The 20,571-nt window shown below is 61.7% G+C and carries 23 protein-coding genes; 15 read left to right on the forward strand and 8 right to left on the reverse strand.

The window, feature by feature from the left end; genetic code table 11:
• Positions 1-8 precede the first annotated feature (8 nt).
• The 3 genes from M1B34_RS02610 (at position 9) to M1B34_RS02620 (ending at position 3,909) form a co-directional block, all read left to right on the forward strand.
• On the forward strand, positions 9-1,133 hold the full coding sequence (locus M1B34_RS02610) for a polysaccharide deacetylase family protein (RefSeq protein ID WP_268263453.1): 1,125 nt from the start codon (positions 9-11) through the stop codon (positions 1,131-1,133).
• Between the two features lie 345 nt (positions 1,134-1,478).
• A complete protein-coding gene (locus M1B34_RS02615) occupies positions 1,479-2,873 on the forward strand; it encodes a PhoH family protein (protein WP_123336951.1) in 1,395 nt (464 codons plus the stop codon).
• Positions 2,874-2,988: 115 nt separating this feature from the next.
• Complete coding sequence (locus tag M1B34_RS02620; protein ID WP_268264385.1) at positions 2,989-3,909, forward strand: LysR family transcriptional regulator; 921 nt, start codon at positions 2,989-2,991, stop codon at positions 3,907-3,909.
• Here the strand turns inward: M1B34_RS02620 and M1B34_RS02625 are convergent.
• Entirely contained in the window at positions 3,906-4,355 is a 450-nt protein-coding gene (locus M1B34_RS02625) for a DMT family transporter (RefSeq protein WP_268263455.1), read from the reverse strand. The two genes, M1B34_RS02620 and M1B34_RS02625, sit on opposite strands and share 4 nt — an antisense overlap.
• A 164-nt stretch (positions 4,356-4,519) precedes the next feature.
• Here M1B34_RS02625 and moaC point away from each other — a divergent pair, with 164 nt between their 5' ends.
• The 4 genes from moaC (at position 4,520) to M1B34_RS02645 (ending at position 6,699) form a co-directional block, all read left to right on the forward strand.
• Entirely contained in the window at positions 4,520-4,993 is a 474-nt protein-coding gene (gene moaC, locus M1B34_RS02630; RefSeq protein WP_268264386.1) for a cyclic pyranopterin monophosphate synthase MoaC, read from the forward strand.
• Entirely contained in the window at positions 4,990-5,232 is a 243-nt protein-coding gene (locus M1B34_RS02635) for a MoaD/ThiS family protein (protein WP_268263457.1), read from the forward strand. Before moaC ends, M1B34_RS02635 begins: the two co-directional genes overlap by 4 nt.
• Before the next feature lies 1 nt (position 5,233).
• On the forward strand, positions 5,234-5,686 hold the full coding sequence (moaE, locus tag M1B34_RS02640; RefSeq protein ID WP_123336941.1) for a molybdopterin synthase catalytic subunit MoaE: 453 nt from the start codon (positions 5,234-5,236) through the stop codon (positions 5,684-5,686).
• A 236-nt stretch (positions 5,687-5,922) separates the two neighbouring features.
• Positions 5,923-6,699, forward strand: a complete 777-nt coding sequence (locus M1B34_RS02645; RefSeq protein ID WP_268264387.1) for an ABC transporter substrate-binding protein — start codon at positions 5,923-5,925, stop codon at positions 6,697-6,699.
• Positions 6,700-6,736: 37 nt separating this feature from the next.
• Here the strand turns inward: M1B34_RS02645 and M1B34_RS02650 are convergent, their stop codons facing one another.
• The 5 genes from M1B34_RS02650 to M1B34_RS02670 all read right to left on the reverse strand — a co-directional run bounded on the left by M1B34_RS02650 (position 6,737) and on the right by M1B34_RS02670 (position 11,971).
• The gene (locus M1B34_RS02650) at positions 6,737-7,363 is read right to left on the reverse strand and encodes a helix-turn-helix transcriptional regulator (protein ID WP_268263459.1); all 627 of its coding nucleotides are present in this window, start codon (positions 7,361-7,363) and stop codon (positions 6,737-6,739) included.
• An 89-nt stretch (positions 7,364-7,452) separates the two neighbouring features.
• On the reverse strand, positions 7,453-8,580 hold the full coding sequence (locus M1B34_RS02655; protein WP_268264388.1) for an NAD(P)/FAD-dependent oxidoreductase: 1,128 nt from the start codon (positions 8,578-8,580) through the stop codon (positions 7,453-7,455).
• An 83-nt stretch (positions 8,581-8,663) separates the two neighbouring features.
• A complete protein-coding gene (locus tag M1B34_RS02660; protein ID WP_268264389.1) occupies positions 8,664-9,623 on the reverse strand; it encodes an ornithine cyclodeaminase family protein in 960 nt (319 codons plus the stop codon).
• 128 nt (positions 9,624-9,751) lie between these two features.
• Positions 9,752-11,218, reverse strand: a complete 1,467-nt coding sequence (rhlB, locus tag M1B34_RS02665; RefSeq protein ID WP_268264390.1) for an ATP-dependent RNA helicase RhlB — start codon at positions 11,216-11,218, stop codon at positions 9,752-9,754.
• 96 nt (positions 11,219-11,314) lie between these two features.
• On the reverse strand, positions 11,315-11,971 hold the full coding sequence (locus tag M1B34_RS02670; RefSeq protein ID WP_123336929.1) for an alpha/beta hydrolase: 657 nt from the start codon (positions 11,969-11,971) through the stop codon (positions 11,315-11,317).
• 464 nt (positions 11,972-12,435) lie between these two features.
• Here M1B34_RS02670 and M1B34_RS02675 point away from each other — a divergent pair, with 464 nt between their 5' ends.
• From M1B34_RS02675 to M1B34_RS02690, 4 genes are all read left to right on the forward strand, one after another.
• Complete coding sequence (locus M1B34_RS02675; RefSeq protein WP_123336927.1) at positions 12,436-13,464, forward strand: amino acid ABC transporter substrate-binding protein; 1,029 nt, start codon at positions 12,436-12,438, stop codon at positions 13,462-13,464.
• Positions 13,465-13,529: 65 nt separating this feature from the next.
• On the forward strand, positions 13,530-14,711 hold the full coding sequence (locus tag M1B34_RS02680; protein WP_268263462.1) for an amino acid ABC transporter permease: 1,182 nt from the start codon (positions 13,530-13,532) through the stop codon (positions 14,709-14,711).
• A 10-nt stretch (positions 14,712-14,721) separates the two neighbouring features.
• Positions 14,722-15,819: an amino acid ABC transporter permease gene (locus tag M1B34_RS02685; RefSeq protein ID WP_123336923.1), complete on the forward strand. Its 1,098-nt coding sequence runs from the start codon at positions 14,722-14,724 to the stop codon at positions 15,817-15,819.
• Between the two features lie 27 nt (positions 15,820-15,846).
• Entirely contained in the window at positions 15,847-16,611 is a 765-nt protein-coding gene (locus M1B34_RS02690; RefSeq protein ID WP_268264391.1) for an amino acid ABC transporter ATP-binding protein, read from the forward strand.
• A gap of 66 nt (positions 16,612-16,677) precedes the next feature.
• Here the strand turns inward: M1B34_RS02690 and M1B34_RS02695 are convergent, their stop codons facing one another.
• Both M1B34_RS02695 and M1B34_RS02700 read right to left on the reverse strand, forming a co-directional pair.
• Positions 16,678-17,157 (reverse strand): type II toxin-antitoxin system MqsA family antitoxin, encoded by a 480-nt coding sequence (locus M1B34_RS02695; protein WP_268264392.1) that lies wholly within the window; start codon positions 17,155-17,157, stop codon positions 16,678-16,680.
• On the reverse strand, positions 17,154-17,465 hold the full coding sequence (locus tag M1B34_RS02700; protein WP_268264393.1) for a type II toxin-antitoxin system MqsR family toxin: 312 nt from the start codon (positions 17,463-17,465) through the stop codon (positions 17,154-17,156). The genes M1B34_RS02695 and M1B34_RS02700 overlap by 4 nt, the downstream gene beginning before the upstream one ends.
• A 162-nt stretch (positions 17,466-17,627) precedes the next feature.
• On the opposite strand from M1B34_RS02700, the gene M1B34_RS02705 reads away from it, so the two are divergent.
• From M1B34_RS02705 to M1B34_RS02720, 4 genes are all read left to right on the forward strand, one after another.
• Positions 17,628-18,287: a FadR/GntR family transcriptional regulator gene (locus M1B34_RS02705; RefSeq protein ID WP_268264394.1), complete on the forward strand. Its 660-nt coding sequence runs from the start codon at positions 17,628-17,630 to the stop codon at positions 18,285-18,287.
• A complete protein-coding gene (locus M1B34_RS02710; RefSeq protein ID WP_425273489.1) occupies positions 18,277-19,590 on the forward strand; it encodes a CynX/NimT family MFS transporter in 1,314 nt (437 codons plus the stop codon). Before M1B34_RS02705 ends, M1B34_RS02710 begins: the two co-directional genes overlap by 11 nt.
• 99 nt (positions 19,591-19,689) lie before the next feature.
• On the forward strand, positions 19,690-20,160 hold the full coding sequence (locus M1B34_RS02715) for a nuclear transport factor 2 family protein (RefSeq protein WP_123337514.1): 471 nt from the start codon (positions 19,690-19,692) through the stop codon (positions 20,158-20,160).
• Positions 20,161-20,214: 54 nt separating this feature from the next.
• Positions 20,215-20,538, forward strand: coding sequence for a GIY-YIG nuclease family protein (locus M1B34_RS02720; RefSeq protein ID WP_268264396.1), 324 nt, complete (start codon positions 20,215-20,217; stop codon positions 20,536-20,538).
• Positions 20,539-20,571: the final 33 nt, after the last annotated feature.

Below are 20,571 nucleotides of genomic sequence, written 5' to 3' on the forward strand. Positions count from 1 at the left end.
CATCCCTTTTGCGTATCGCGTTTATCTTCTCGGCCTGGCTATTGAGCTTCAGTGCGTTGGCGGCGCCCAATGATGTGGCGACCCTGGACCGCAGCACCTGGCCGGAACAGCTCACCACGCCGACCCTGTTCGACGTCGCTTCGCGGGCCGAGATCCTCACCTTCGCCCGCGCCTTGCTGGTCAGCGAGGCCTGGGACGAAGCGTCGCTGAAGCAGCGCCTGGGTTTGCGGGTGATCAACATGGAGGCCATCGAGGCCTTGCGTGAGCGTCTCTGGCAGCGCTTGTTGAGCAACTACGAACAGGCCCAGCAAAGCTGTGACCAGGACGCCTCGTTCTGCTTCCTGGTGGAAGACATGGCCACCTTGCGCGAGCAAGCCGGCAAGTTTCACCTGGACGACGAGTCCTTCTACATTCGCTGGGCCGAGCCGAGCCGCAATTTCCACGAGCAGTACCTGGACGAATTGATGCGCAAGGCCGCGCTGTTTCCCCAGACCAGCAGCGAAGTGGCGCTCTTCGGCGATCACGAGCGCAATGGCGACGAACTCAACGATCGGTTGTTCCTGCTGACCTTTGACAGCGCCGCCAACCTGGCGCCGGACAACACCCCGTGGCTCACCGAGTACCTGCGCAAGTCCAACCTCAGTGGGGTGTTTTTCGTCCTCGGCAACGATATTCAGAACCGCTTGAACCAGGCCTCGGTGGCCAGCCTGCAATCCCTGTATTCCCGGCAGTGCGTGGGCGTGCAGGGCTGGGAGTATCGCTCCCACAGCCATTGGCAGGATTGGCAGTATTCGGTGCAGCGCAGCGCCGACCTGGTGAAAAGCAAGCTGCCGGAAAACTACGTGCCGCTGTTTCGCCCGCCTTATGGGCAGCGTCGGGGCGATGCCCAGGCGTTCTTCAATGCCCAGGGCATGCAAGTGGCGTTGTGGAACATCGACGCCCAGGACGGCGCCGGCAAGCTCAAGGCTGAAGACAGTGGCCAGCGGGTACTCACGCTGATGCTGTTATGGCGTCACGGGGTGATCAGTTTCAATGCCAAGCAGGACGGCGTGAAGCGCACCTTGCCCTGGTTGCTGACGCAAACCGCGCAAAGCGGGATCGGTTGGGAAGATTGCCAGGATGGGTTTCGGTGAGTCGAAAAGCCCGTAAATACTGGCGATGACCTCAGAAACGGCTGATTTTTGCGAAGAATTCGCTGCAGGCGGACTTCCGACTTTAACGGCGCTGTGGCAGCTCGCCAAGGGCTTTTCGTCACTCTGAAAAATAAACATCAAAAAAGCGTCAAAGTGCTTTTTCCTGTCACGGTTTTTGGAGTATCAAGAAGTCAGACCGCCGAAACCTGCAACACAGGTGGCGTCTCCCAAGACTCCTTTTGTGTGCGGCCTGCCTGAACCCCGGCAATCGATTTCAGGCGGTCAATTCGAGGCGCAGTGCCGTCTGGTGCTGCGTCGACTGGCTCCCACATAAGGTGACCGAGTATGGATGATCACGGACGCAGCCCTTCTTCCAACCAGCCAATCCTTTATGTACTCGATACCAATGTATTGATTCACGATCCAAACGCGTTGCTGAACTTCGAAGAACACCACGTCGCGATCCCGATGATCGTCCTGGAGGAACTCGACAAGCTCAAGAGTGGCCATCACAGCGTTGCCGCGGAGTGCCGCCAGGCCATCCGCCTGATTGACAAGACCCTCGGTGAGGCGTCGCCCGAGGATGTGGAACTGGGTGTGCCGATCCAGCGCGGCAAGAGCGGCCCCAAAGGCCTGTTGTCGATCCTGATGACCAAGCGCGCCGAGCCCAACAGCCTGCTGCCGGAAAACCTCAACGACAACATCATCATCAACCAGTTGATCGACCTGCACGCGCGCGACAAGGCACTGCGTGTGGTGCTGGTGACCAAAGACATCAACATGCGCCTCAAGGCACGCGCCTGCGGGATCGCGGCCGAGGACTACAGCACCGACCAACTGGTCGACGACGTGTCGCTGCTGCCCAATGGTTTTCACAACATGACCGGCTCTTTCTGGGACCGGGTGAGCAAGGTGGAAACCCGTCAGGACCACGGCCGCACCTGGCACCAGGTGCAACTGACGGACAACCTGCCCGCAGTGCACATCAACGAATTCATCATCGATGAACAGGGCTTTGTCGGCTGGATCAAAGAGATCCGCGCCGACGTGCTGCTGATCCTCGACCTGCATCAGGAACCCCTGTTGCACCAGGAAGCCTGGGGCCTGAAACCGCGCGACATTTATCAGGGCCTGGCGCTCTATGCCTTGCTGGACCCGGACATTCACCTGGTCAACCTGTCCGGCGCTGCCGGTTCGGGTAAAACCATCCTGGCCCTGGCGGCTGCCATCGAGCAGACCATGGTCAGCAAGCGCTACCGGCGCATCATCGCCACCCGCAGCGTGCAGGGGCTGGACCAGGAGATCGGCTTCCTGCCGGGCACCGAAGCGGAAAAAATGGAGCCGTGGCTCGGCGCCATCACTGACAACCTCGAAGCCCTGCATATGGATGACGAGAACACCCATGGCAGCGTCGACTATATCCTCAGCAAGGTGCCGTTGCAGTTCAAATCCCTGAACTACATCCGCGGTCGCAGCTTCCAGCAGAGCCTGATTCTGATCGATGAATGCCAGAACCTGACCCCGCACCAGATGAAAACCATCATCACCCGTGCCGGCGCCGGTTCGAAAGTGGTGTGCCTGGGCAACCTGGCGCAGATCGATACCCCTTACCTGTCGGCCACCAGTTCCGGGCTGACCTACCTCACCGAGCGCTTCAAGGACTTCCCCAACGGTGTACACATCACCCTGCAAGGGGTGCCCCGTTCGATCCTGGCGGAATACGCCGAAAGCCACCTGTAACCCCTTAACCTTCACCTCTACGGGCGGCCTTCGGGTCGCCCGTTTTGCGTTCCGGGTAGCGGGCTGGGTTATTCTGCGGGCCCGCCGTTGAGCGTCCCCGTTGGAAAAGAACCGGATGGCCACCGTCTCCCTGCGCAATATCGACCTGAATTTGCTGGTGGTGCTCGATGCCCTGCTGACCGAGAAGCACGTGACCCGCACCGGTGAGCGCCTGCACCTGAGCCAGCCGGCCATCAGCCACTCCCTGGGGAAGTTGCGTGCGTTGCTGGACGACCCGATCCTGATCCGCCAGGGCAGTGAAGTGGTGCTCAGTGTTCAGGCGCAGAACCTCCAGGCGCCGTTGCGGGAGATCCTCAGCCAGATCGAAGGCCTGCTCGGCAAGTCCCTGGATTTCGACCCCGCCAGCTCTCAGCGGGTGTTCCACTTGGCGATGTCCGACTACGGTGCGGCCATTGTGCTGCCCAGGCTGCTGGTGCGCTTGCGCGAGCAGGCGCCCAATACCCGGCTGGTGGTCACCCAGGGCAGCCGCCACGGCATGCTTGAGCAGGTCGCCCAAGGCAAGATCGACCTGGCCCTGGGGGTGTTTCCGAGTGTCGCGGCGCAGATCGTCAGTGAAGTGTTGTTCGAGGAAACCTTTTCCTGCCTGCTGGACCGCAGCACCTTGGCCGACCACGGCGTACTCGACTTGCCGGGCTACCTGGCACGCCCCCATCTGCTGGTGTCGATGGACGGCAGCGCCCAGGGTGAAGTGGATACCGCCCTGCGTGGCCTGGGGTTGCAGCGGCATATCGCGGTCAGCGTGCCCCATTGGGGAACCGCACCGGGGATGATCCACGGCACGGACCTGATCCTCACCGTGGCCACCCGGACCCTGGATGAGGTCTTGCTCAATCCACAGTTGATCCAGTTGAACCCGCCCTTGGCGATTCCGCCTTTTCCCTTTGTGCAGATCTGGCATCAACGCTTTGACGATGACCCGGCCCATGCCTGGCTGCGCGAGCAAGTGCGGCAGGTGATTGCCCAGGACCCCGCTTAAGCCCGGGTAGTGATGAGAAAACCGACGATCACGATCGCCACCCCCACGAGTTTCTTCAGGCTGACCTCACGCTGGGGCAGGCCCACCAGACCGAAGCGATCGATGATCAGGGAGATCGCCAGTTGGCCGACGATCACCGCCATGATGAAGTTCAGGGCCCCCAGGCGCGGGGCGATGAGCAGCGCGGTAGTGATGTAGAAGACCCCGGCGATGCCGCCCATCCAGATCCACCAGGGGCCGTTTTGCAGGGCGGCGACCAGGTTGGGGCGCGGCACCTTGATAAAGATCAGGATCAGCGCCAGGGCCAGCAGGCTGATCAGCAGCGAGACCCCGGTGGCCCAGAGCGGGTGGCCGAGTAACTGGCCCAGCCGGGCATTGGTACCGGCTTGCAGGGGCACGGCAAACCCGGCCAGCAAGCTGAGAAGTATCGGGATAAACAGCGTCATAAGGGCTTCTCCTGTAGGGCGTTGTTTTGTACGTGGCGGCGCGCGTGGCGGCCAATTCGTTGTTCTGATGCGCGGTATTCGCCGGGCTGATCGGCCCGTCAATCAACAGTGCGAGAAATTGACCCGCAGGTTTACAATCCGGGTTCCTGATCAGGAGTAACCCCGTGCTGACCCATCTCGATTCCCAAGGCCGCGCCAATATGGTCGACGTCACCGATAAAGCCGTGACGTTCCGTGAGGCGGTGGCTGAAGCCCGGGTGCGCATGCGCCCCGAAACCCTGCAAATGATCGTCAGTGGCGGCCACCCGAAAGGCGATGTGTTCGCCGTGGCGCGGATTGCCGGGATCCAGGCGGCAAAGAAAACCAGCGACCTGATTCCGTTGTGCCATCCGTTGATGCTCACCAGCGTCAAGGTCGAGTTGAGTGCCGAAGGGACGGACGCGGTGCGCATTCAGGCACGCTGCAAGCTGTCCGGGCAGACCGGGGTAGAGATGGAGGCCTTGACCGCCGCCAGCGTCGCCGCGCTGACGATTTATGACATGTGCAAGGCGGTAGACCGGGGCATGACCATCGAAAGCGTGCGCCTGCTGGAGAAGCTCGGCGGCAAGAGCGGCCATTACCAGGCAGGTGAGGCATGAAGATCAACGTCAAGTACTTCGCCCGTTACCGTGAAACGCTGGGCACCGACGGGCTGCAAGTGGAAGGGGAGTTCGCCAGCGTCGAGGCGCTGCGTGCGCACCTGGTCCAGGCACACGGGGCCCAGGTGCTCAATGAGCAGAACCTGATGTGTGCCCGCAACGAAGACCTCTGCCCATTGGACGAGCCCTTGGCGGACGGCGACGAAGTGGCGTTTTTCCCCACTGTGACCGGGGGCTGAGATGGCGATTCGGGTGCAGGCCGGAGCCTTTGATCCTGGCGCGGAAGTCAACGCCATGCACGCCGCCGATGTGGGCGTGGGGGCGGTGGTGAGCTTTGTCGGCTATGTGCGCGACTTCAATGACGGGCGCGATGTGGCGGGCATGTTTCTCGAGCATTACCCGGGCATGACCGAAAAGGCCTTGGGCAAGATCGCCGACGAGGCGCAGCAACGCTGGCCGCTGCTCAAGCTCGAAGTGTTGCACCGCGTCGGGGCATTGGAGCCGGGCGAACCCATTGTGTTTGTCGGCGCCGCCAGCGCCCACCGCCAGGCGGCCTTCGACGCTTGCGCCTTTGTCATGGACTACCTGAAGACCCGCGCTCCCTTCTGGAAAAAAGAGCAGACCAGCGACGGCCCGCGCTGGGTGGAAGGACGCGACAGCGATCACGCGGCCGCCGACCGCTGGAAAGCCTGAGCTTGCCCCTGAGCCACCGCTAATCGCCGGCATTCCGGCGATTATGCTTCCTGGTCCTTATTTTCCTTTCCTCACGTACGCAATCCCTGTGCGCAAGCCTTAGCGCGAATCCAGTGTGCGTGTCGCATTGACGTAAAATACACAAAAGTCCAATATGGAATTACAAGTACAAAATATGGCTGTGCGTTTACTTTTTCTTCTGTCTTGCCAAACCAACAACTCCAGCGAGAAACCCCATGAAGAAGCTTCCCCTGATCACTGGCCTGGCCTTCAGCTTGTTGGCCTGCAGCAGCGTGTTCGCCGCTGAGAAAACCCTGCGCATCGGCATTGAAGCCGCCTACCCACCGTTTGCGTTCAAGACGTCCGAGGGCAAGATCAGCGGCTTTGACTACGACATCGGCAATGCCTTGTGCGCGCAGATGCAGGTCAAGTGCGAGTGGATCGAAGGCGAGTTCGACGGGCTGATTCCGTCGTTGAAGGTGAAAAAAATCGATGCCGCGCTGTCGTCGATGACCATCACCGAAGAGCGCAAGAAATCCGTGGATTTCACTCACAAGTACTACTTCACCTCGTCGCGCCTGGTGATGAAGCAGGGCGCGGTGGTGGATGACCAGTACGCCAGCCTCAAGGGCAAGACCATTGGTGTACAGCGCGCCACCACCACCGACCGTTATGCCACTGAAGTCCTCGAACCCAAGGGCATCAAGGTGGTGCGCTACAGCAACAACGAAGAGATTTACATGGACCTGACGTCCGCTCGCCTGGACGCGATCTTCGCCGACACCATTCCGCTGGAGGACTTTCTATCCATGCCACGCGGAGCGGGTTATGCCTTTGTCGGGCCAGAGTTGAAAGATCCGAAATACGTCGGCGAAGGCGCTGGGATTGCCGTGCGCAAAGGCAACAAGGAACTGCTAGGGGAGCTGAACCAGGCCATCGACGGGATTCGTGCCAATGGCGAATACCAGAAGATCCAGGCCAAGTACTTCAAGTCGGACATTTACGGCGATTGATCCCAGCGCCTGTCGGCGATCCTCTACAGAGGCGGGCTCAGCTCTTGAGCTCCTTGAGGTGCTTGTACACCGTCGCCCGCCCCATGTTCAGCACGTTGGCCACATAGTTGGAGGCGCTTTTGCCCTTGAAGGCGCCTTCGGCATGCAGGGCCAGCACCAGCTCGCGCTTATGGTCGCGGTTCAGCAGGTTCAGGCCTAGCTGGCGCTCGCGCAGCCAGTTGTGCAGGAAGATGTTGATTCGCTCTTGCCAGTCATCGCGGAATAAAGAATCCGGCTGCGGGATCAGTTTGCTCGGGGACAGAAACAGGTCCAGGGCGGCCTTGGCGTTCTCGAACAGGGAAATATTCAGGTTGATGCACAGCACCGCCAGCGGTTGGCCTTGGCTGTCGCGCAGCACGCTGCTCAGGCTGCGAATTTTCTGACCATCCCAGTTGAGCTTTTCGTAAGGCCCGATATTACGTTCGCTGACGTCCTCGCTCAGCATGTCTTCCAGCGCTGCGTCGTCGCCCACTTCTCGTTTGGAAATGTTGTTGGCGATGTAGTCGATCTTCTGCGTGCGCAGGTCGTGGATCACCACTTCGGCATGGGGGAAGAACAGGGTGGCAATGGCGTCGGCGATGGCGCGGAAATTGTCCAGGGCCGGGTCCTGTGTGGGGGATGTCATGGTGAAAGCTCCAAGCGGCGTCAGCGCCCTGTCAGGCAGGGCGCTGGGAGTGTGCCGCAATCGCGTGGGCGCGTCACCTGAGGCGCGGTTCAGCCCAGGCGTGCAGGGGAGAGCATGGCGGCATTGAGGTCGAAGCGGGTCAGGGCTTCAGGCAGGGCTTCGCCACGCACCAGGGCGGCGCTGGCCTGGCCCATGGCCGGGGAGGTCTGGATGCCATAGCCGCCTTGCGCCGCGACCCAGAACAGGCCGGGCACCAACGGGTCGAAGCCGGACAGCAAGTCGCCATCACTGACAAAGCTGCGCAGGCCGGCCCACGTGCGGGTCGGGCGGCGGATGGTCAGGGTGGTGGCTTCCTCGATCTGGTAGATGCCCATGGCGATGTCCAGTTCTTCGGGCTGCACATCGTGGGGTTCGACCGGGTCGGCGTTGGCCGGTGAGCCGAGGAACATGCCGGCGTCAGGCTTCATATAGAAGGATTCGTCGAGGCTCACCAGCATCGGCCAGTGGTGAATGTCCAGGCCTTCGGGGCCCGGGAAGATAAACGCCGCGCGGCGCTTGGGTTGCAGGCCCAGCGACCGGGCACCGGCGAGGACACCGACCTGGTCGGCCCAGGCGCCGGCGGCGTTGATCAGGATGGGCGCGCTGAAGTGCGCGTCTTGGGTGCTCACGTGCCACTGGCCTTTGGCGTCGCGCTGCAGACCCTGGACTTCACAGTCGGTGTGCACCTGGCCCTGATTGCGGCGAATGCCCCGCAGGTAGCCCTGGTGCAGGGCATCGGTGTCGATGTCGCTGGCACTGGGGTCGTAGAGCGCGCCGTGGACTTTGTCGCGGCGCAGGATCGGCAGGCGTGCGCAGGCCTCGTCGGCACTGAGCAACTGCATCTCCGGGACCGAGGACTTGGCGCTCAGGTATTGCCGGTTGAGTTCGTCTGGGTCGCCGGTGAAGTCCACGGTCATCTCGCCCCGTGGGGTCAGTAACGGGTGCTCGCAAAACCCCTCGGGCGGGGCGTCGAAGAAGTCGCGGCTGGCCAGGGTCAGGGCGCGTACCTGGGCGGTGCCGTAGGCGGCGGTGTACAGCGCGGCGGAACGACCGGTGGAGTGATAGGCCGGGTGGGATTCACGCTCCAGCACGATGACCCGGCCGTGGCGCGACAGCCAGTAACCGGTGGAGGCCCCGGCGATACCGCCGCCAATGATGATGAAGTCTGCCTGGGTCATTCGAGTCTCCGAAACAAGGGGTGGTGCCGCGACGCGGGGGGCTTGGCGCTCGGTGGCCATGAGCGCCGTTCACAGGGCTGTTTTTATAAGATGGTGTGCTGTTGCAGACGGTAAAGGGCGTTGGCCAGGGCGATGTCTTCCAGGCCCAGGCCGATGGAGCGGAAGAACACATGACGCTGAGGGTCTGCTGCCGGCGTCTGGCCGCTGAGCAGCTCCGGCAGGTCGCCGATGATTGCCTGTGGGTCCCAGCCATGTTGTTCGCCGGCAATCAGCATCTCCCCGGCCGAGCCCGGGGTCGTGCGGCGGTAATCACAATACACCTGCAGGGTTGCCAGGGATTGGGGCGGCACTTCATGGGCACGGGGCGCATTGGTGCTGATGGAGGTGATCAGCGCCGGCTTGGCCAGCTCTCGCGGGTCCAGCACCGGGGCGGCGGAAGAGGTGCAGAGCATGATCACATCTGCGTCCTGCACTGCCTCGTCGCGGCTGTCGGCCAGGCTCAGGCGTGGGTCCAGGGCGCTGAGACGGGCGCGCTCCTCGGCGGTTTTGGCGGCCAGGCTCGGGGAGTACAGGCGGATGCTCTGCCACGGCCGCAGGCCTTTGACGTAATGCAGGTGCGCCAGGGCCACCGGGCCGCTGCCGATGATGCACAGGTGCCGGGCGTCTTGCCTGGCCAGGGCGTCGACCGCCACCGCCGTGGTCGCGGCGGTGCGGGCCGTGGTCAGTTCGCCGGCATCGCAGAGCAGCAGAGGCTGGCCGCTGTCCATGGACATCAGCAGGGTCCAGGCGGTGACCAGTGGCCCCTCGTTGCGCACGATGTAGGGCGAGGTCTTGACCCCGTAGACCCGATCCTCGGCCAGCACCCCCAGGTAATTGATGAAGTCGCCCCCGCCCTGGGGAAACTCGACCAACTGTTGGGCCGGTTGCACCGCCTGCCCGGCCGCCAGGTCACGGAACAGCTTGCGCAGGATCTGCGGCACGTCGATGCGCGCCAGAAGCGCCTGGGCTTGAGGCTGGGCAATCACATAAGGCGTGCTGGACATGCGGCGTTCCCTTGAAGTTGTGAGTAAACTAATTTTTCCATTATGGACTTTTAGATATCTATCGCAATCTCCAGGCGAAAAAAAACGCAGCCGGCGAGGGCTGCGTTTTTTGTCGGGCGCGTTGGCCGTTACGGGCGTTTGCGCTCTACGGGGCGCAGCAGCACAGTGGGCGGCGTCTCGCAGCTGATCTTGCGACCCAACAGGGCTTCGATGGACGGCAACTGGTAGGAGTCGTCTTCACCGGCAAAACTGATGGAAACGCCTTCAGCCCCGGCACGACCGGTACGGCCGATACGGTGTACGTAATCGTCCGGCACTTCAGGCAGGGTGAAGTTGATCACATGGCTGATGCCGTCGATGTGGATGCCGCGGCCTGCCACATCAGTGGCCACCAGCACGCGGATCTTGCCTTCGCGGAAGCCTTCCAGGGTCTTGATGCGCTTGTGCTGCGGCACGTCGCCGGACAGCTGGGCAGCGTTCACGCCATCGCGTACCAGGCGTTCTTCGATGCGCCGCACTTCGTCCTTGCGGTTGGCGAAGACCATGACCCGTTCCCAGCCGTTGTCGGTGACCAGGTTGTACAGCAGCTTGTACTTGTCGGCGCCGGCCACAGCATAAATATGCTGCTCGACGTTTTCGCTGGCGACGTTCTCGGACTCGATCTCGACGATGGACGGGTCGGTGGTCCACTGCTTGGCCAGGTTCATCACGTCTTCGGTGAAGGTGGCGGAGAACAGCAGGGTCTGACGTTCGCTCTTGGGCGGCGTCTGGCGAATGATCTGACGCACTTGCGGGATAAAGCCCATGTCGAGCATGCGGTCGGCTTCGTCGAGCACCATCACTTCGACCATGTCCAGGTGCACGTCGCCGCGCTGGTTGAAGTCCAGCAGGCGGCCCGGAGTGGCAACCAGGATGTCGCAGTGGCGCGCTTCGAGGTGCTTGAGTTGTTTATCGAAGTCCATGCCGCCGACGAAGGTCATCACGTTGAGGCCGGTGTATTTGGTCAGGGCCTCGGCGTCCTTGGCGATCTGCACCACCAGTTCCCGGGTCGGCGCGATGATCAGCGCGCGGGGCTCGCCCATGTAGCGTTCTTTGGGCGGCGGGGTTTGCAGCAGCTGGGTGATGATCGAGATCAGGAACGCGGCGGTCTTGCCGGTGCCGGTCTGGGCGCGGCCGATGGCGTCTTTGCCCGCCAGGGTAAAGCCCAGTACTTGGGCCTGGATCGGCGTGCAGTACGGGAAACCCAGGTCCTGGATCGCGTGCATCAGTTCCGGCGCGAGCTTGAAGTCGTGGAAACGGGTTTTGCCTTCCTGGGGCTCGACCGCGAAGTCTTCGAGCTTCCAGGGGATGACCACCGGCTTGGGCGCACGTTCGCGACGTGGCTGCTCGGGCTTGGGCTTTTCACTGCGCGCTTGGGGCGCGGCGGGCGATGGGTGCACCGGCTCTTGTTGGGCTGCGGTAGCAGGCACGTCCTGACCCGGCTGAGGGCCGTCGGTGCGGCTGCTGGGGCTGTGGGAAGAGGTGCTGGTGCTTGGCGCGAGCTGCTCAGCCTCGCTTTTACCGAAGATTTTCTTGAGTGCTTTGAGCACGGTCATCTCATCAATTGGTTAAGGAATGTACGCCGGGCAGTGTAATGCAAGAATCGGGCGCGGCGTAGTGTGTTGGACGCGGGACGCTGGCAAGTTGCGCTTTTAGCGCAAGCGCTCGCTCAGCCAGGCACTGATGTCGCGGATTTCTTCGGGTAACACCTCGTGGCCCATTGGGTATTCCTGCCATGTCACGGTGACACCATGCTGCTTCAAGTACTCATACGCGGTGCGTCCCATGGCGTTCTGCACCACCTCGTCGTACTGGCCGTGCAGGCTCAGCACCGGAATCCGCTGTTGGCTGGCCGAAAGTTGCAGTTCGTCACTGAAGGTCGGTGCGTAAGTGGACAGGGCAAGTACGCCACCCAACGGGCCTTGCCATTGCAGGAAGGCGGTGTGCAGGACGACTGCGCCACCCTGGGAAAAACCGGCGAGGAAAATGCGCGAAGCGTCTATTCCGCTGGCGCGTTGTTCTTCGATCAATCTGACCAGGCCTTCAGCCGATTCATCAAGCTGCTCGCGATTGATCGCGCGAGCCGGGCTCATGGCCAAAATGTCGTACCAGCTGGGCATGGCATATCCGCCATTCACCGTGACCGCGCGAGTCGGCGCCTGGGGCAGCACGAAGCGGGTGCTGAGCAAACTTTCCTGCAGCGCCTCGGCCACCGGAAGGAAGTCGTATTTGTCGGCTCCCAGGCCGTGCAGCCAGATCACACAGGCGTCTGCGGGCTTGCTGGGCTGAAGAATCAAGGGCTCGGTCATGGTCGCTCCATTTGTGTGCGTGCGCGCCTATTGAGTGCGTGATTAAAGGGCGCGCCTGTTTGATCAGTGAAGAAGATGTCGCACGGTTGAAAGTTTTGCTATTGACCGTTGGCTGAAACGCTTTAGCGACAACTGTGGTACGGGCTTTGCTATGGGAAAACCGAAGTGATTGCACTTCCCCACGGCGGTAACACTATCAGGCTACCGCTGGCTGTGGGATAGCAAGAATCTGGTGATGGACGTTCGCCAATGGCCGCTACGGGCTTTGCGAACATGAAAGGGCTACAGCCCGTTCGGCCAATTGGTGAGATGTAGGTAGGCCATTACGTGGATTTCTCCTACTAGACTCATAGCGAAGGTCTTACGCCGCTTGACCCTAAAAAAGCCAACTAGGGTCAACAGCGCCTCATAAGGGTGCGGCAGGACTCAAGCTCCGACACAACAAGAGCAAACTGGAGGTTTGAATGAAGATGTTGAAATCCACCCTGGCAGTCGTGACGGCAGCCGCGGTACTCGGTATGAGCGGCTTCGCACAGGCGGGTGCGACCCTGGATGCAGTGCAGAAGAAAGGCTTTGTGCAATGTGGCGTGAGCGATGGTCTGCCGGGCTTCTCGGTACCGGACGCCTCGGGCAAGATTCTCGGCATCGACGCCGACGTCTGCCGCGCTGTGGCCGCCGCTGTTTTCGGTGACGCGACCAAGGTCAAGTTCAGCCAGTTGAACGCCAAAGAGCGCTTCACCGCGCTGCAGTCGGGCGAAGTCGACGTGCTGTCGCGTAACACCACCTGGACCAGCTCCCGTGATTCGGGCATGGGCCTGGTGTTTGCCGGCGTGACTTACTACGACGGCATCGGCTTCCTGGTGAACAATAAGCTGGGCGTCAAAAGTGCCAAAGAGCTGGACGGCGCGACCATCTGCATTCAAGCCGGCACCACCACTGAGCTGAACGTTTCCGACTACTTCCGTGGCAACGGTCTGAAATACACCCCGATCACCTTCGACACCTCCGATGAAAGCGCCAAGTCGCTGGAATCCGGTCGTTGCGACGTGCTGACCTCCGACAAATCCCAGCTCTACGCACAACGCAGCAAGCTGGCGACCCCGACTGACTACGTGGTACTGCCGGAAACCATCTCCAAGGAGCCTCTGGGCCCAGTGGTGCGTAAAGGCGACGAAGAGTGGTTCAGCATCGTCAAGTGGACCCTGTTCGCCATGCTCAACGCTGAAGAAGCGGGCGTGACCTCGAAGAACGTTGAAGCTGAAGCCAAGTCCACCAAGAACCCGGACGTTGCTCGTCTGCTGGGCGCTGACGGTGAATACGGCAAGGATCTGAAACTGCCGAAGGACTGGGTCGTACAGATCGTCAAGCAAGTGGGTAACTACGGTGAAGTGTTCGAGAAGAACCTCGGCAAGAGCACTCCACTGGCCATCGACCGCGGCCTGAATGCGCTGTGGAACAACGGCGGCATCCAATACGCACCACCTGTGCGCTGATGGTCCTATCACCCGGCGGGCCAACCGCCGGGTGATGTTCTGTTCCATTATTCCTGGGGCACTTCATGCAAAATTCTATCGGCGCACCAAAGCAGAGGCTCAGTCTCAGCGATCCACGAGTGCGTGCCTGGTTGTTCCAGATCATCACCATCGTGGCGGTGATCTCGCTGGGCTGGTTTCTGTTCAACAACACTCAAACCAACCTCCAGCACCGGGGTATCACCTCGGGTTTCGATTTTCTTGAGCGCAGCGCCGGCTTCGGCATCGCTCAACACCTGATTGCCTACACCGAAGCGGACAGCTACGCGCGGGTGTTTGTGATCGGGCTGCTCAACACCTTGTTGGTGACCGTTATCGGCGTGATCCTGGCGACCATTCTGGGGTTCATCATCGGTGTGGCGCGGCTGTCGCAGAACTGGATCATCAGCAAGCTGGCCACGGTGTATGTGGAAGTCTTCCGCAATATCCCGCCGCTGCTGCAGATTCTGTTCTGGTACTTCGCGGTGTTCCTGACCATGCCGGGTCCGCGCAACAGCCATAACTTCGGCGACACCTTCTTTGTCAGCAGCCGTGGCTTGAATATGCCGGCGGCCCAGGCGGCTGAAGGCTTCTGGCCATTTGTGGTGAGCATCGTGTTGGCGATTGTCGCCATCGTCCTGATGTGCCGCTGGGCCAACAAGCGTTTTGAAGCCACCGGCGTGCCGTTTCACAAGTTCTGGACCGGCCTGGCGCTGTTCCTGGTGATTCCGGCGCTGTGTGCCCTGATCTTCGGTGCCCCGCTGCACTGGGAACTGCCGAAACTGGCCGGCTTCAACTTTGTCGGCGGCTGGGTGCTGATCCCTGAACTGTTGGCCCTGACCCTGGCCCTGACCGTCTACACCGCGGCGTTTATCGCCGAGATCGTGCGTTCCGGGATCAAGTCGGTGAGCCATGGCCAGACCGAGGCCGCCCGCTCCCTGGGGCTGCGCAACGGCCCGACCCTGCGCAAGGTGATCATTCCTCAGGCGCTGCGGGTGATCATTCCGCCCCTGACCAGCCAATACCTGAACCTGGCGAAGAACTCCTCGCTGGCGGCCGGTATCGGTTACCCGGAAATGGTTTCGCTGTTTGCCGGCACGGTGCTCAACCAGACCGGTCAAGCCATTGAAGTCATTGCCATCACCATGAGCGTGTACCTGGCGATCAGTATCAGCATTTCCCTGCTGATGAACTGGTACAACAAGCGCATTGCGCTGATCGAGCGGTGAGGAAGCGCCCATGACGACTCATACTTTCAAACCCGACATGCCCCCACCGAGCCGCAGTATCGGCGTGGTGGCGTGGATGCGCGCCAACATGTTCTCCAGCTGGATCAACACCCTGCTGACCCTGTTCGCGTTCTACCTGATTTACCTGGTGATCCCGCCAATCCTGCAGTGGGCGATCATCGATGCCAACTGGGTCGGCACCACCCGCGCCGACTGCACCAAGGAGGGCGCCTGCTGGGTGTTCATCCAGCAGCGCTTCGGCCAGTTCATGTATGGCTACTACCCGGCGGACATGCGCTGGCGCGTGGACCTGACCGTGTGGTTGGCGGTGGTTGGCGTGGCGCCGTTGTTCATCTCGCGCTTCCCGCGTAAAGCGGTGTACGGGCTGAGCTTTCTGGTGCTGTACCCGATCATTTCCTGGTGCCTGCTGCACGGCGGCGTGTTCGGCCTGAGCGCCGTGGCGACCAGCCAATGGGGCGGCCTGATGCTGACCCTGGTGATCGCCACTGTGGGCATCGCCGGTGCCTTGCCGCTGGGGATCGTATTGGCCCTGGGACGACGTTCGAACATGCCGGCGATTCGAGTGGTCTGCGTGACCTTCATCGAGTTCTGGCGCGGCGTACCGCTGATTACCGTGCTGTTCATGTCCTCGGTGATGCTGCCGTTGTTCCTGCCCGAAGGCATGAACTTCGACAAGCTGTTACGGGCCCTGATCGGGGTGATCCTGTTCCAGTCGGCCTACGTGGCTGAAGTGGTGCGGGGCGGCCTGCAAGCCATCCCCAAAGGCCAGTACGAAGCCGCTGCGGCCATGGGCCTGGGCTACTGGCGCAGCATGGGCCTGGTGATTCTGCCGCAGGCCCTGAAGCTGGTGATCCCGGGGATCGTCAACACCTTTATCGCTCTGTTCAAGGACACCAGCCTGGTGATCATCATCGGCCTGTTCGACCTGCTCAACAGCGTCAAGCAAGCCGCCGCCGACCCTAAATGGCTGGGCATGGCCACCGAAGGCTACGTCTTCGCTGCCCTGGTGTTCTGGATTTTCTGTTTTGGTATGTCCCGCTACTCCATGCATCTGGAGCGTAAGTTGGACACAGGCCACAAGCGCTGAGCCGCTGCCTAATTTAGGAGTTTTGTGATGAGTGAAGCGAACAAAAAGCCTGTGGGCCCTGAAGGCATTATTCAGATGCAGGGCGTGAACAAGTGGTACGGCCAGTTCCACGTGTTGAAAGACATCAACCTCAACGTCACCCAGGGCGAACGTATCGTCCTGTGCGGGCCGTCGGGTTCCGGCAAATCCACCACCATCCGCTGCCTCAACCGCCTGGAAGAACACCAGCAGGGCCGGATCGTGGTGGACGGTGTGGAGTTGACCAACGACCTCAAGCAGATCGAAGCGATCCGCCGTGAAGTCGGCATGGTGTTCCAGCACTTCAACCTGTTCCCGCACCTGACCATTCTGCAGAACTGCACCCTGGCGCCGATGTGGGTACGCAAGATGCCCAAGCGCCAGGCTGAGGAAATTGCCATGCACTACTTGGAGCGCGTGCGCATCCCGGAGCAGGCCAACAAGTTCCCGGGCCAGCTTTCCGGTGGCCAGCAGCAGCGTGTGGCGATCGCCCGTGCCTTGTGCATGAAGCCGAAAATCATGCTCTTCGACGAACCGACTTCGGCGCTCGACCCGGAGATGGTGAAAGAGGTGCTGGACACCATGATCGGCTTGGCTGAAGACGGCATGACCATGTTGTGCGTCACCCACGAAATGGGTTTTGCGCGCACCGTGGCCAACCGCGTGATCTTCATGGATAAGGGCGAGATCGTCGAACAGGCCGCGCCGAACGACTTCTTCGACAACCCACAGAACGAACGCACCAAGCTGTTCCTCAGCCAGATCCTGCATTGATCCTGATGCCGGCTTTGCACTGACGATAAACCCGGACTGGTTCCGGGTTTATTTTTGCCTGGGGTTTCAGTTGCCCGCGGCCCGCAGGGGCGTTGGGGGCTCCGCGCGCGTGGCGGGCGCCGACTGGGCTTCGCTGAGTGCACGCACGTCTTGCATCAGGTGCGGGTGACGATCCAGCAGGCGCATCAGCATGTACAGCGGTTGGGGCACGCTGACGTCAGCGCGCTCATAGCGCGAGAAGGCGTTGTGCCCGCCGCCGGAAAGCAACCGGACCGCCTCTTTCTGGGAGAGGTGCAGTTTGCGGCGGATGCGCTTTATGTCGGTGGCGATGTGCTGGCGGACGTCGATCAGCAACTGGTCGCCGGCAGCGGCGTAGCGTTCGGCGCTGTCGCCATCGAGCTCCATTTCGCCGCAAACCTGGCATGCCCAGCCGGTCAGCTTGGGCACCAGGCGAGTCACGTGCTTGAAGTCGATGCTGAGGTCGCGGTCGACGAATGGCAGCATGCCTTCCGGAGCGCCACAGCTCATGCATTGTTGGATGTTCACTGGGTTTTCTCCTTGAAGGAAATCACGGGGGCGCCAGCGCCGGGGCGGTAAGTCACGTTGATGTAGAGCGCCCGGCCGAGTGTTTCGACGTGATAGACGTCTTGCCAGACTCGAGGGTCGGCGTAGGTGGTCATTGATTTGTAAAACATGTGCCTCTGCAGATTGTCGATGATGCGCAACAGTTGCTTGAGGCTTAGATCCAGTCGCCGCCCTCCATCCATGGCGCTGACGCTGAAGGCTTTTGCACCGAGCCGAATGACCTCTGCCTTGACGACCGATAGGGCGTGGTGCGGTGTGGTCTTTTCCATAAGACACCTTCTGGTGGAATTGAAACCACCCTTAAAGGGTTTTTTATCAACGGTATTAGTCGCCGTGGATCGCCCCTCCAGCCTAAATCGTTGATCTCTCAGAAGGGGCTGAATACCATGTCGGCCAATTCATCCGATGATGGGATGAAAAGGCGAAATCACATGACAGAAGCTTCTCCACTGATTAAGCGTTCCCTGGTCGATCAGGCCTTGGAGCAGTTGCGCCTGCGCATCAATAACGGCACCTGGCAGGTCGGGCAGCGGCTGCCCACCGAGCCGGAACTGGCGGCGGAACTGGGCATCAGCCGTAATACCGTGCGTGAAGCCATGCGCGTGCTGGCGTTTTCCGGGCTGATCGAGATTCGCCAGGGCGACGGCAGTTACCTGCGTGGGGTGGCCGATCCGCTGGACATGCTCCAGGCCCTGTCCCAGTGCTCCCTGGAGCAGGCCCGGGAAACCCGCCACATCCTTGAAGTGGAGGCCGTGGGCCTGGCGGCAGAGCGCCGTACCGATGAAGACCTGCTGGCCTTGCGTGCCGCGCTGGCGATCAGCAGTGAGCATTTTCACGGGGACCTGGAGCGCTACATCGCGTGCGACCTGCTGTTTCACCAGCGCCTGGTGGATGCCGCCCACAACCCGACCCTGAGCCAGTTGTATCGCTACTTTTCCAGTGTGGTGGGGGCGCAATTGCGCCAGACCCTGCACGTCACCCCGCGCCGGCAGGCCGTGTTCGACCTGCACCGACACATGCTCGATGCCGTTGAGCAGCAGGACCCGGAGCGGGCCAAGCAGCTGTCCCGGCAACTGATCAATGAACCCTGAACCCGAGAAGCCCATGCCCAATCCCCCGGCCACTGACCCGTCCGCCCCTGTGCGTCGCACGCCCGAGCTCGACGCGTTGTTGATCGACGCCGAGGCAGACGACGAGCAAACCCAGCAAACCCCGCCGCCCATCAGCCGTCGCTGGCTGTTGCTGCTGGGCCTGATCCTGGTGGCTTTGAACCTGCGTCCGGCGCTTTCGAGCCTGTCACCGTTACTTGGCGAGGTGTCCCAGAGCCTCGGGCTGTCAGCGGCCAAGGCCGGCCTGCTGACCACGTTGCCGGTGCTGTGCCTGGGCTTGTTCGCACCGCTGGCGCCCATACTGGCTCGGCGTTTTGGCGCCGAACGGGTGGTCCTGGGGATTTTGCTGACCTTAGCCGCGGGGATTGTCTTGCGCAGTTCCCTGGGCGAGTTCGGGGTCTTTGCCGGCAGCCTCTTGGGGGGCGCCAGCATCGGCGTGATCGGCGTGTTGCTGCCGGGGATCGTCAAGCGCGACTTTGCCAAGCAAGCCGGCACCATGACCGGCGTCTACACCATGGCCCTGTGCCTGGGCGCGGCCATGGCGGCCGGGGCGAGCGTGCCCCTGAGTCATTACTTCGGTGATAGCTGGGCCATGGGCCTGGGCTTCTGGGTGCTGCCGGCGTTGCTGGCGGCGCTGTTTTGGTTGCCCCAGGTCGGGCACAAACAGGGTGCCCACCACGCGGCCTATCGAGTGCGTGGCTTGCTGCGTGATCCCCTGGCTTGGCAAGTGACCTTGTACATGGGCACGCAGTCGTCCCTGGCGTACATCGTCTTTGGCTGGTTGCCGTCGATCCTGATCGGTCGCGGCCTGAGCCCGACCGAGGCCGGGCTGGTGCTTTCGGGCTCGGTGATCGTGCAACTGATCAGTTCCCTGAGTGCGCCCTGGCTGGCCACCCGCGGCAAGGATCAACGGCTGGCGATTGTGCTGGTGATGCTGATGACCTTGGGCGGCCTGTTCGGCTGCCTGTATGCGCCGCTGGAAGGGCTGTGGGGCTGGGCGATTCTGCTGGGCCTGGGTCAGGGTGGCACCTTCAGCCTGGCCTTGACCCTGATCGTGCTGCGCTCGCGGGATACCCATGTGGCGGCCAACCTGTCGGGCATGGCCCAGGGCTTCGGCTACACCCTGGCGTCCATGGGGCCTTTCGCAGTGGGCCTGGTGCATGACTGGACCGGGGGCTGGAACGCGGTTGGCTGGATTTTCGCGGTGTTGGGCGTGGGGGCAATCGTCGCAGGGCTCGGTGCCGGGCGCAGCCTCTACGTGCAGGTGCAAAGCGAAAAAATCTGAGGCGGCGCACTGTCGGTATTTGCGCCGCAAATGCCGATAGTGTTGCGGTGCTTTGCAGATTATCGTGCAGGCACCTTTTCGATGTTTCGGAGCCTGTCCATGAGTGATGCCCACAGCGCATTGATCACTGAGTTCTACCAAGCGTTCCAGCGGCTGGATGCCGAGGCCATGAGTGCCTGCTACACCGAGGATGTGTTGTTCAGTGATCCGGTGTTCGGTGAGTTGCGTGGCCGTGATGCTGGCGATATGTGGCGCATGCTGACGACCCGTGCCAAAGACTTTTCCCTGACCTTCGACAACGTGCGTGCCGACGAACGCACCGGCGGCGCTCACTGGGTAGCGACCTACCTGTTCAGTCAGACCGGCAACACCGTGGTCAACGATATCCAGGCGCGTTTCGTGTTCCGTGACGGCAAGATCTGCGAGCACCATGACCACTTCGACCTGTGGCGCTGGGCCCGTCAGGCGCTCGGCACCAAGGGCCTGTTGCTGGGCTGGACGCCGTTGGTTAAAAACGCCGTGCGTGCTCAGGCTGGCAAGGGGCTTAAAGCCTTTCAGGCCAGTCGCTGAGCCCCGGCCTCTGTTAAGATCGCGGCTTGTTATCCACCGCTCTCGACCTTTGCCGTGACCTGCCTCGACCCCACCCCAGACAGTGAAAGCCCTCCTGCACCGGTGCAGAACAAACCCTGGTTTGTGTACCTGGTGCGGGCCGCCAATGGCTCACTGTACTGCGGCATCAGCGACGATCCCCAGCGTCGGTTTGCCAAGCACCAGAGCGGCAAGGGGGCACGTTTTTTTCTCTCCAGCCCGGCGGTGGCCCTGGTGTACACCGAAGCCTGCCGCGATAAGGGCGAAGCCTTGCGCCAGGAACGCCTGATCAAGAGGCTTAAAAAGAGCGCCAAGGAATGCCTGGTGGCGACGGCTGCGGCGGCGGGCTTATCACCCTGACTGATACGGGTTCATCAGGCGGATCGGTAGGCT

Source organism: Pseudomonas morbosilactucae, assembly GCF_023241715.1.
Classification (GTDB): Bacteria; Pseudomonadota; Gammaproteobacteria; order Pseudomonadales; family Pseudomonadaceae; genus Aquipseudomonas; species Aquipseudomonas morbosilactucae.

What these genes read in the sequence shown, in the direction of transcription:
- M1B34_RS02685 (WP_123336923.1), top strand. Translation starts at nt 14,722, where the DNA reads ATGACGACTCATACTTTCAAACCCGACATGCCCCCACCGAGCCGCAGT.
- M1B34_RS02635 (WP_268263457.1), top strand. Translation starts at nt 4,990, where the DNA reads ATGAAGATCAACGTCAAGTACTTCGCCCGTTACCGTGAAACGCTGGGC.
- M1B34_RS02620 (WP_268264385.1), top strand. Translation starts at nt 2,989, where the DNA reads ATGGCCACCGTCTCCCTGCGCAATATCGACCTGAATTTGCTGGTGGTG.
- M1B34_RS02710 (WP_425273489.1), top strand. Translation starts at nt 18,277, where the DNA reads ATGAACCCTGAACCCGAGAAGCCCATGCCCAATCCCCCGGCCACTGAC.
- M1B34_RS02700 (WP_268264393.1), bottom strand. Translation starts at nt 17,465, where the DNA reads ATGGAAAAGACCACACCGCACCACGCCCTATCGGTCGTCAAGGCAGAG.
- M1B34_RS02655 (WP_268264388.1), bottom strand. Translation starts at nt 8,580, where the DNA reads ATGACCCAGGCAGACTTCATCATCATTGGCGGCGGTATCGCCGGGGCC.
- moaE (WP_123336941.1), top strand. Translation starts at nt 5,234, where the DNA reads ATGGCGATTCGGGTGCAGGCCGGAGCCTTTGATCCTGGCGCGGAAGTC.
- M1B34_RS02675 (WP_123336927.1), top strand. Translation starts at nt 12,436, where the DNA reads ATGAAGATGTTGAAATCCACCCTGGCAGTCGTGACGGCAGCCGCGGTA.
- M1B34_RS02645 (WP_268264387.1), top strand. Translation starts at nt 5,923, where the DNA reads ATGAAGAAGCTTCCCCTGATCACTGGCCTGGCCTTCAGCTTGTTGGCC.
- M1B34_RS02625 (WP_268263455.1), bottom strand. Translation starts at nt 4,355, where the DNA reads ATGACGCTGTTTATCCCGATACTTCTCAGCTTGCTGGCCGGGTTTGCC.
- M1B34_RS02615 (WP_123336951.1), top strand. Translation starts at nt 1,479, where the DNA reads ATGGATGATCACGGACGCAGCCCTTCTTCCAACCAGCCAATCCTTTAT.
- M1B34_RS02690 (WP_268264391.1), top strand. Translation starts at nt 15,847, where the DNA reads ATGAGTGAAGCGAACAAAAAGCCTGTGGGCCCTGAAGGCATTATTCAG.
- M1B34_RS02660 (WP_268264389.1), bottom strand. Translation starts at nt 9,623, where the DNA reads ATGTCCAGCACGCCTTATGTGATTGCCCAGCCTCAAGCCCAGGCGCTT.
- M1B34_RS02650 (WP_268263459.1), bottom strand. Translation starts at nt 7,363, where the DNA reads ATGACATCCCCCACACAGGACCCGGCCCTGGACAATTTCCGCGCCATC.
- M1B34_RS02680 (WP_268263462.1), top strand. Translation starts at nt 13,530, where the DNA reads ATGCAAAATTCTATCGGCGCACCAAAGCAGAGGCTCAGTCTCAGCGAT.
- M1B34_RS02715 (WP_123337514.1), top strand. Translation starts at nt 19,690, where the DNA reads ATGAGTGATGCCCACAGCGCATTGATCACTGAGTTCTACCAAGCGTTC.
- M1B34_RS02670 (WP_123336929.1), bottom strand. Translation starts at nt 11,971, where the DNA reads ATGACCGAGCCCTTGATTCTTCAGCCCAGCAAGCCCGCAGACGCCTGT.
- M1B34_RS02705 (WP_268264394.1), top strand. Translation starts at nt 17,628, where the DNA reads ATGACAGAAGCTTCTCCACTGATTAAGCGTTCCCTGGTCGATCAGGCC.
- rhlB (WP_268264390.1), bottom strand. Translation starts at nt 11,218, where the DNA reads ATGACCGTGCTCAAAGCACTCAAGAAAATCTTCGGTAAAAGCGAGGCT.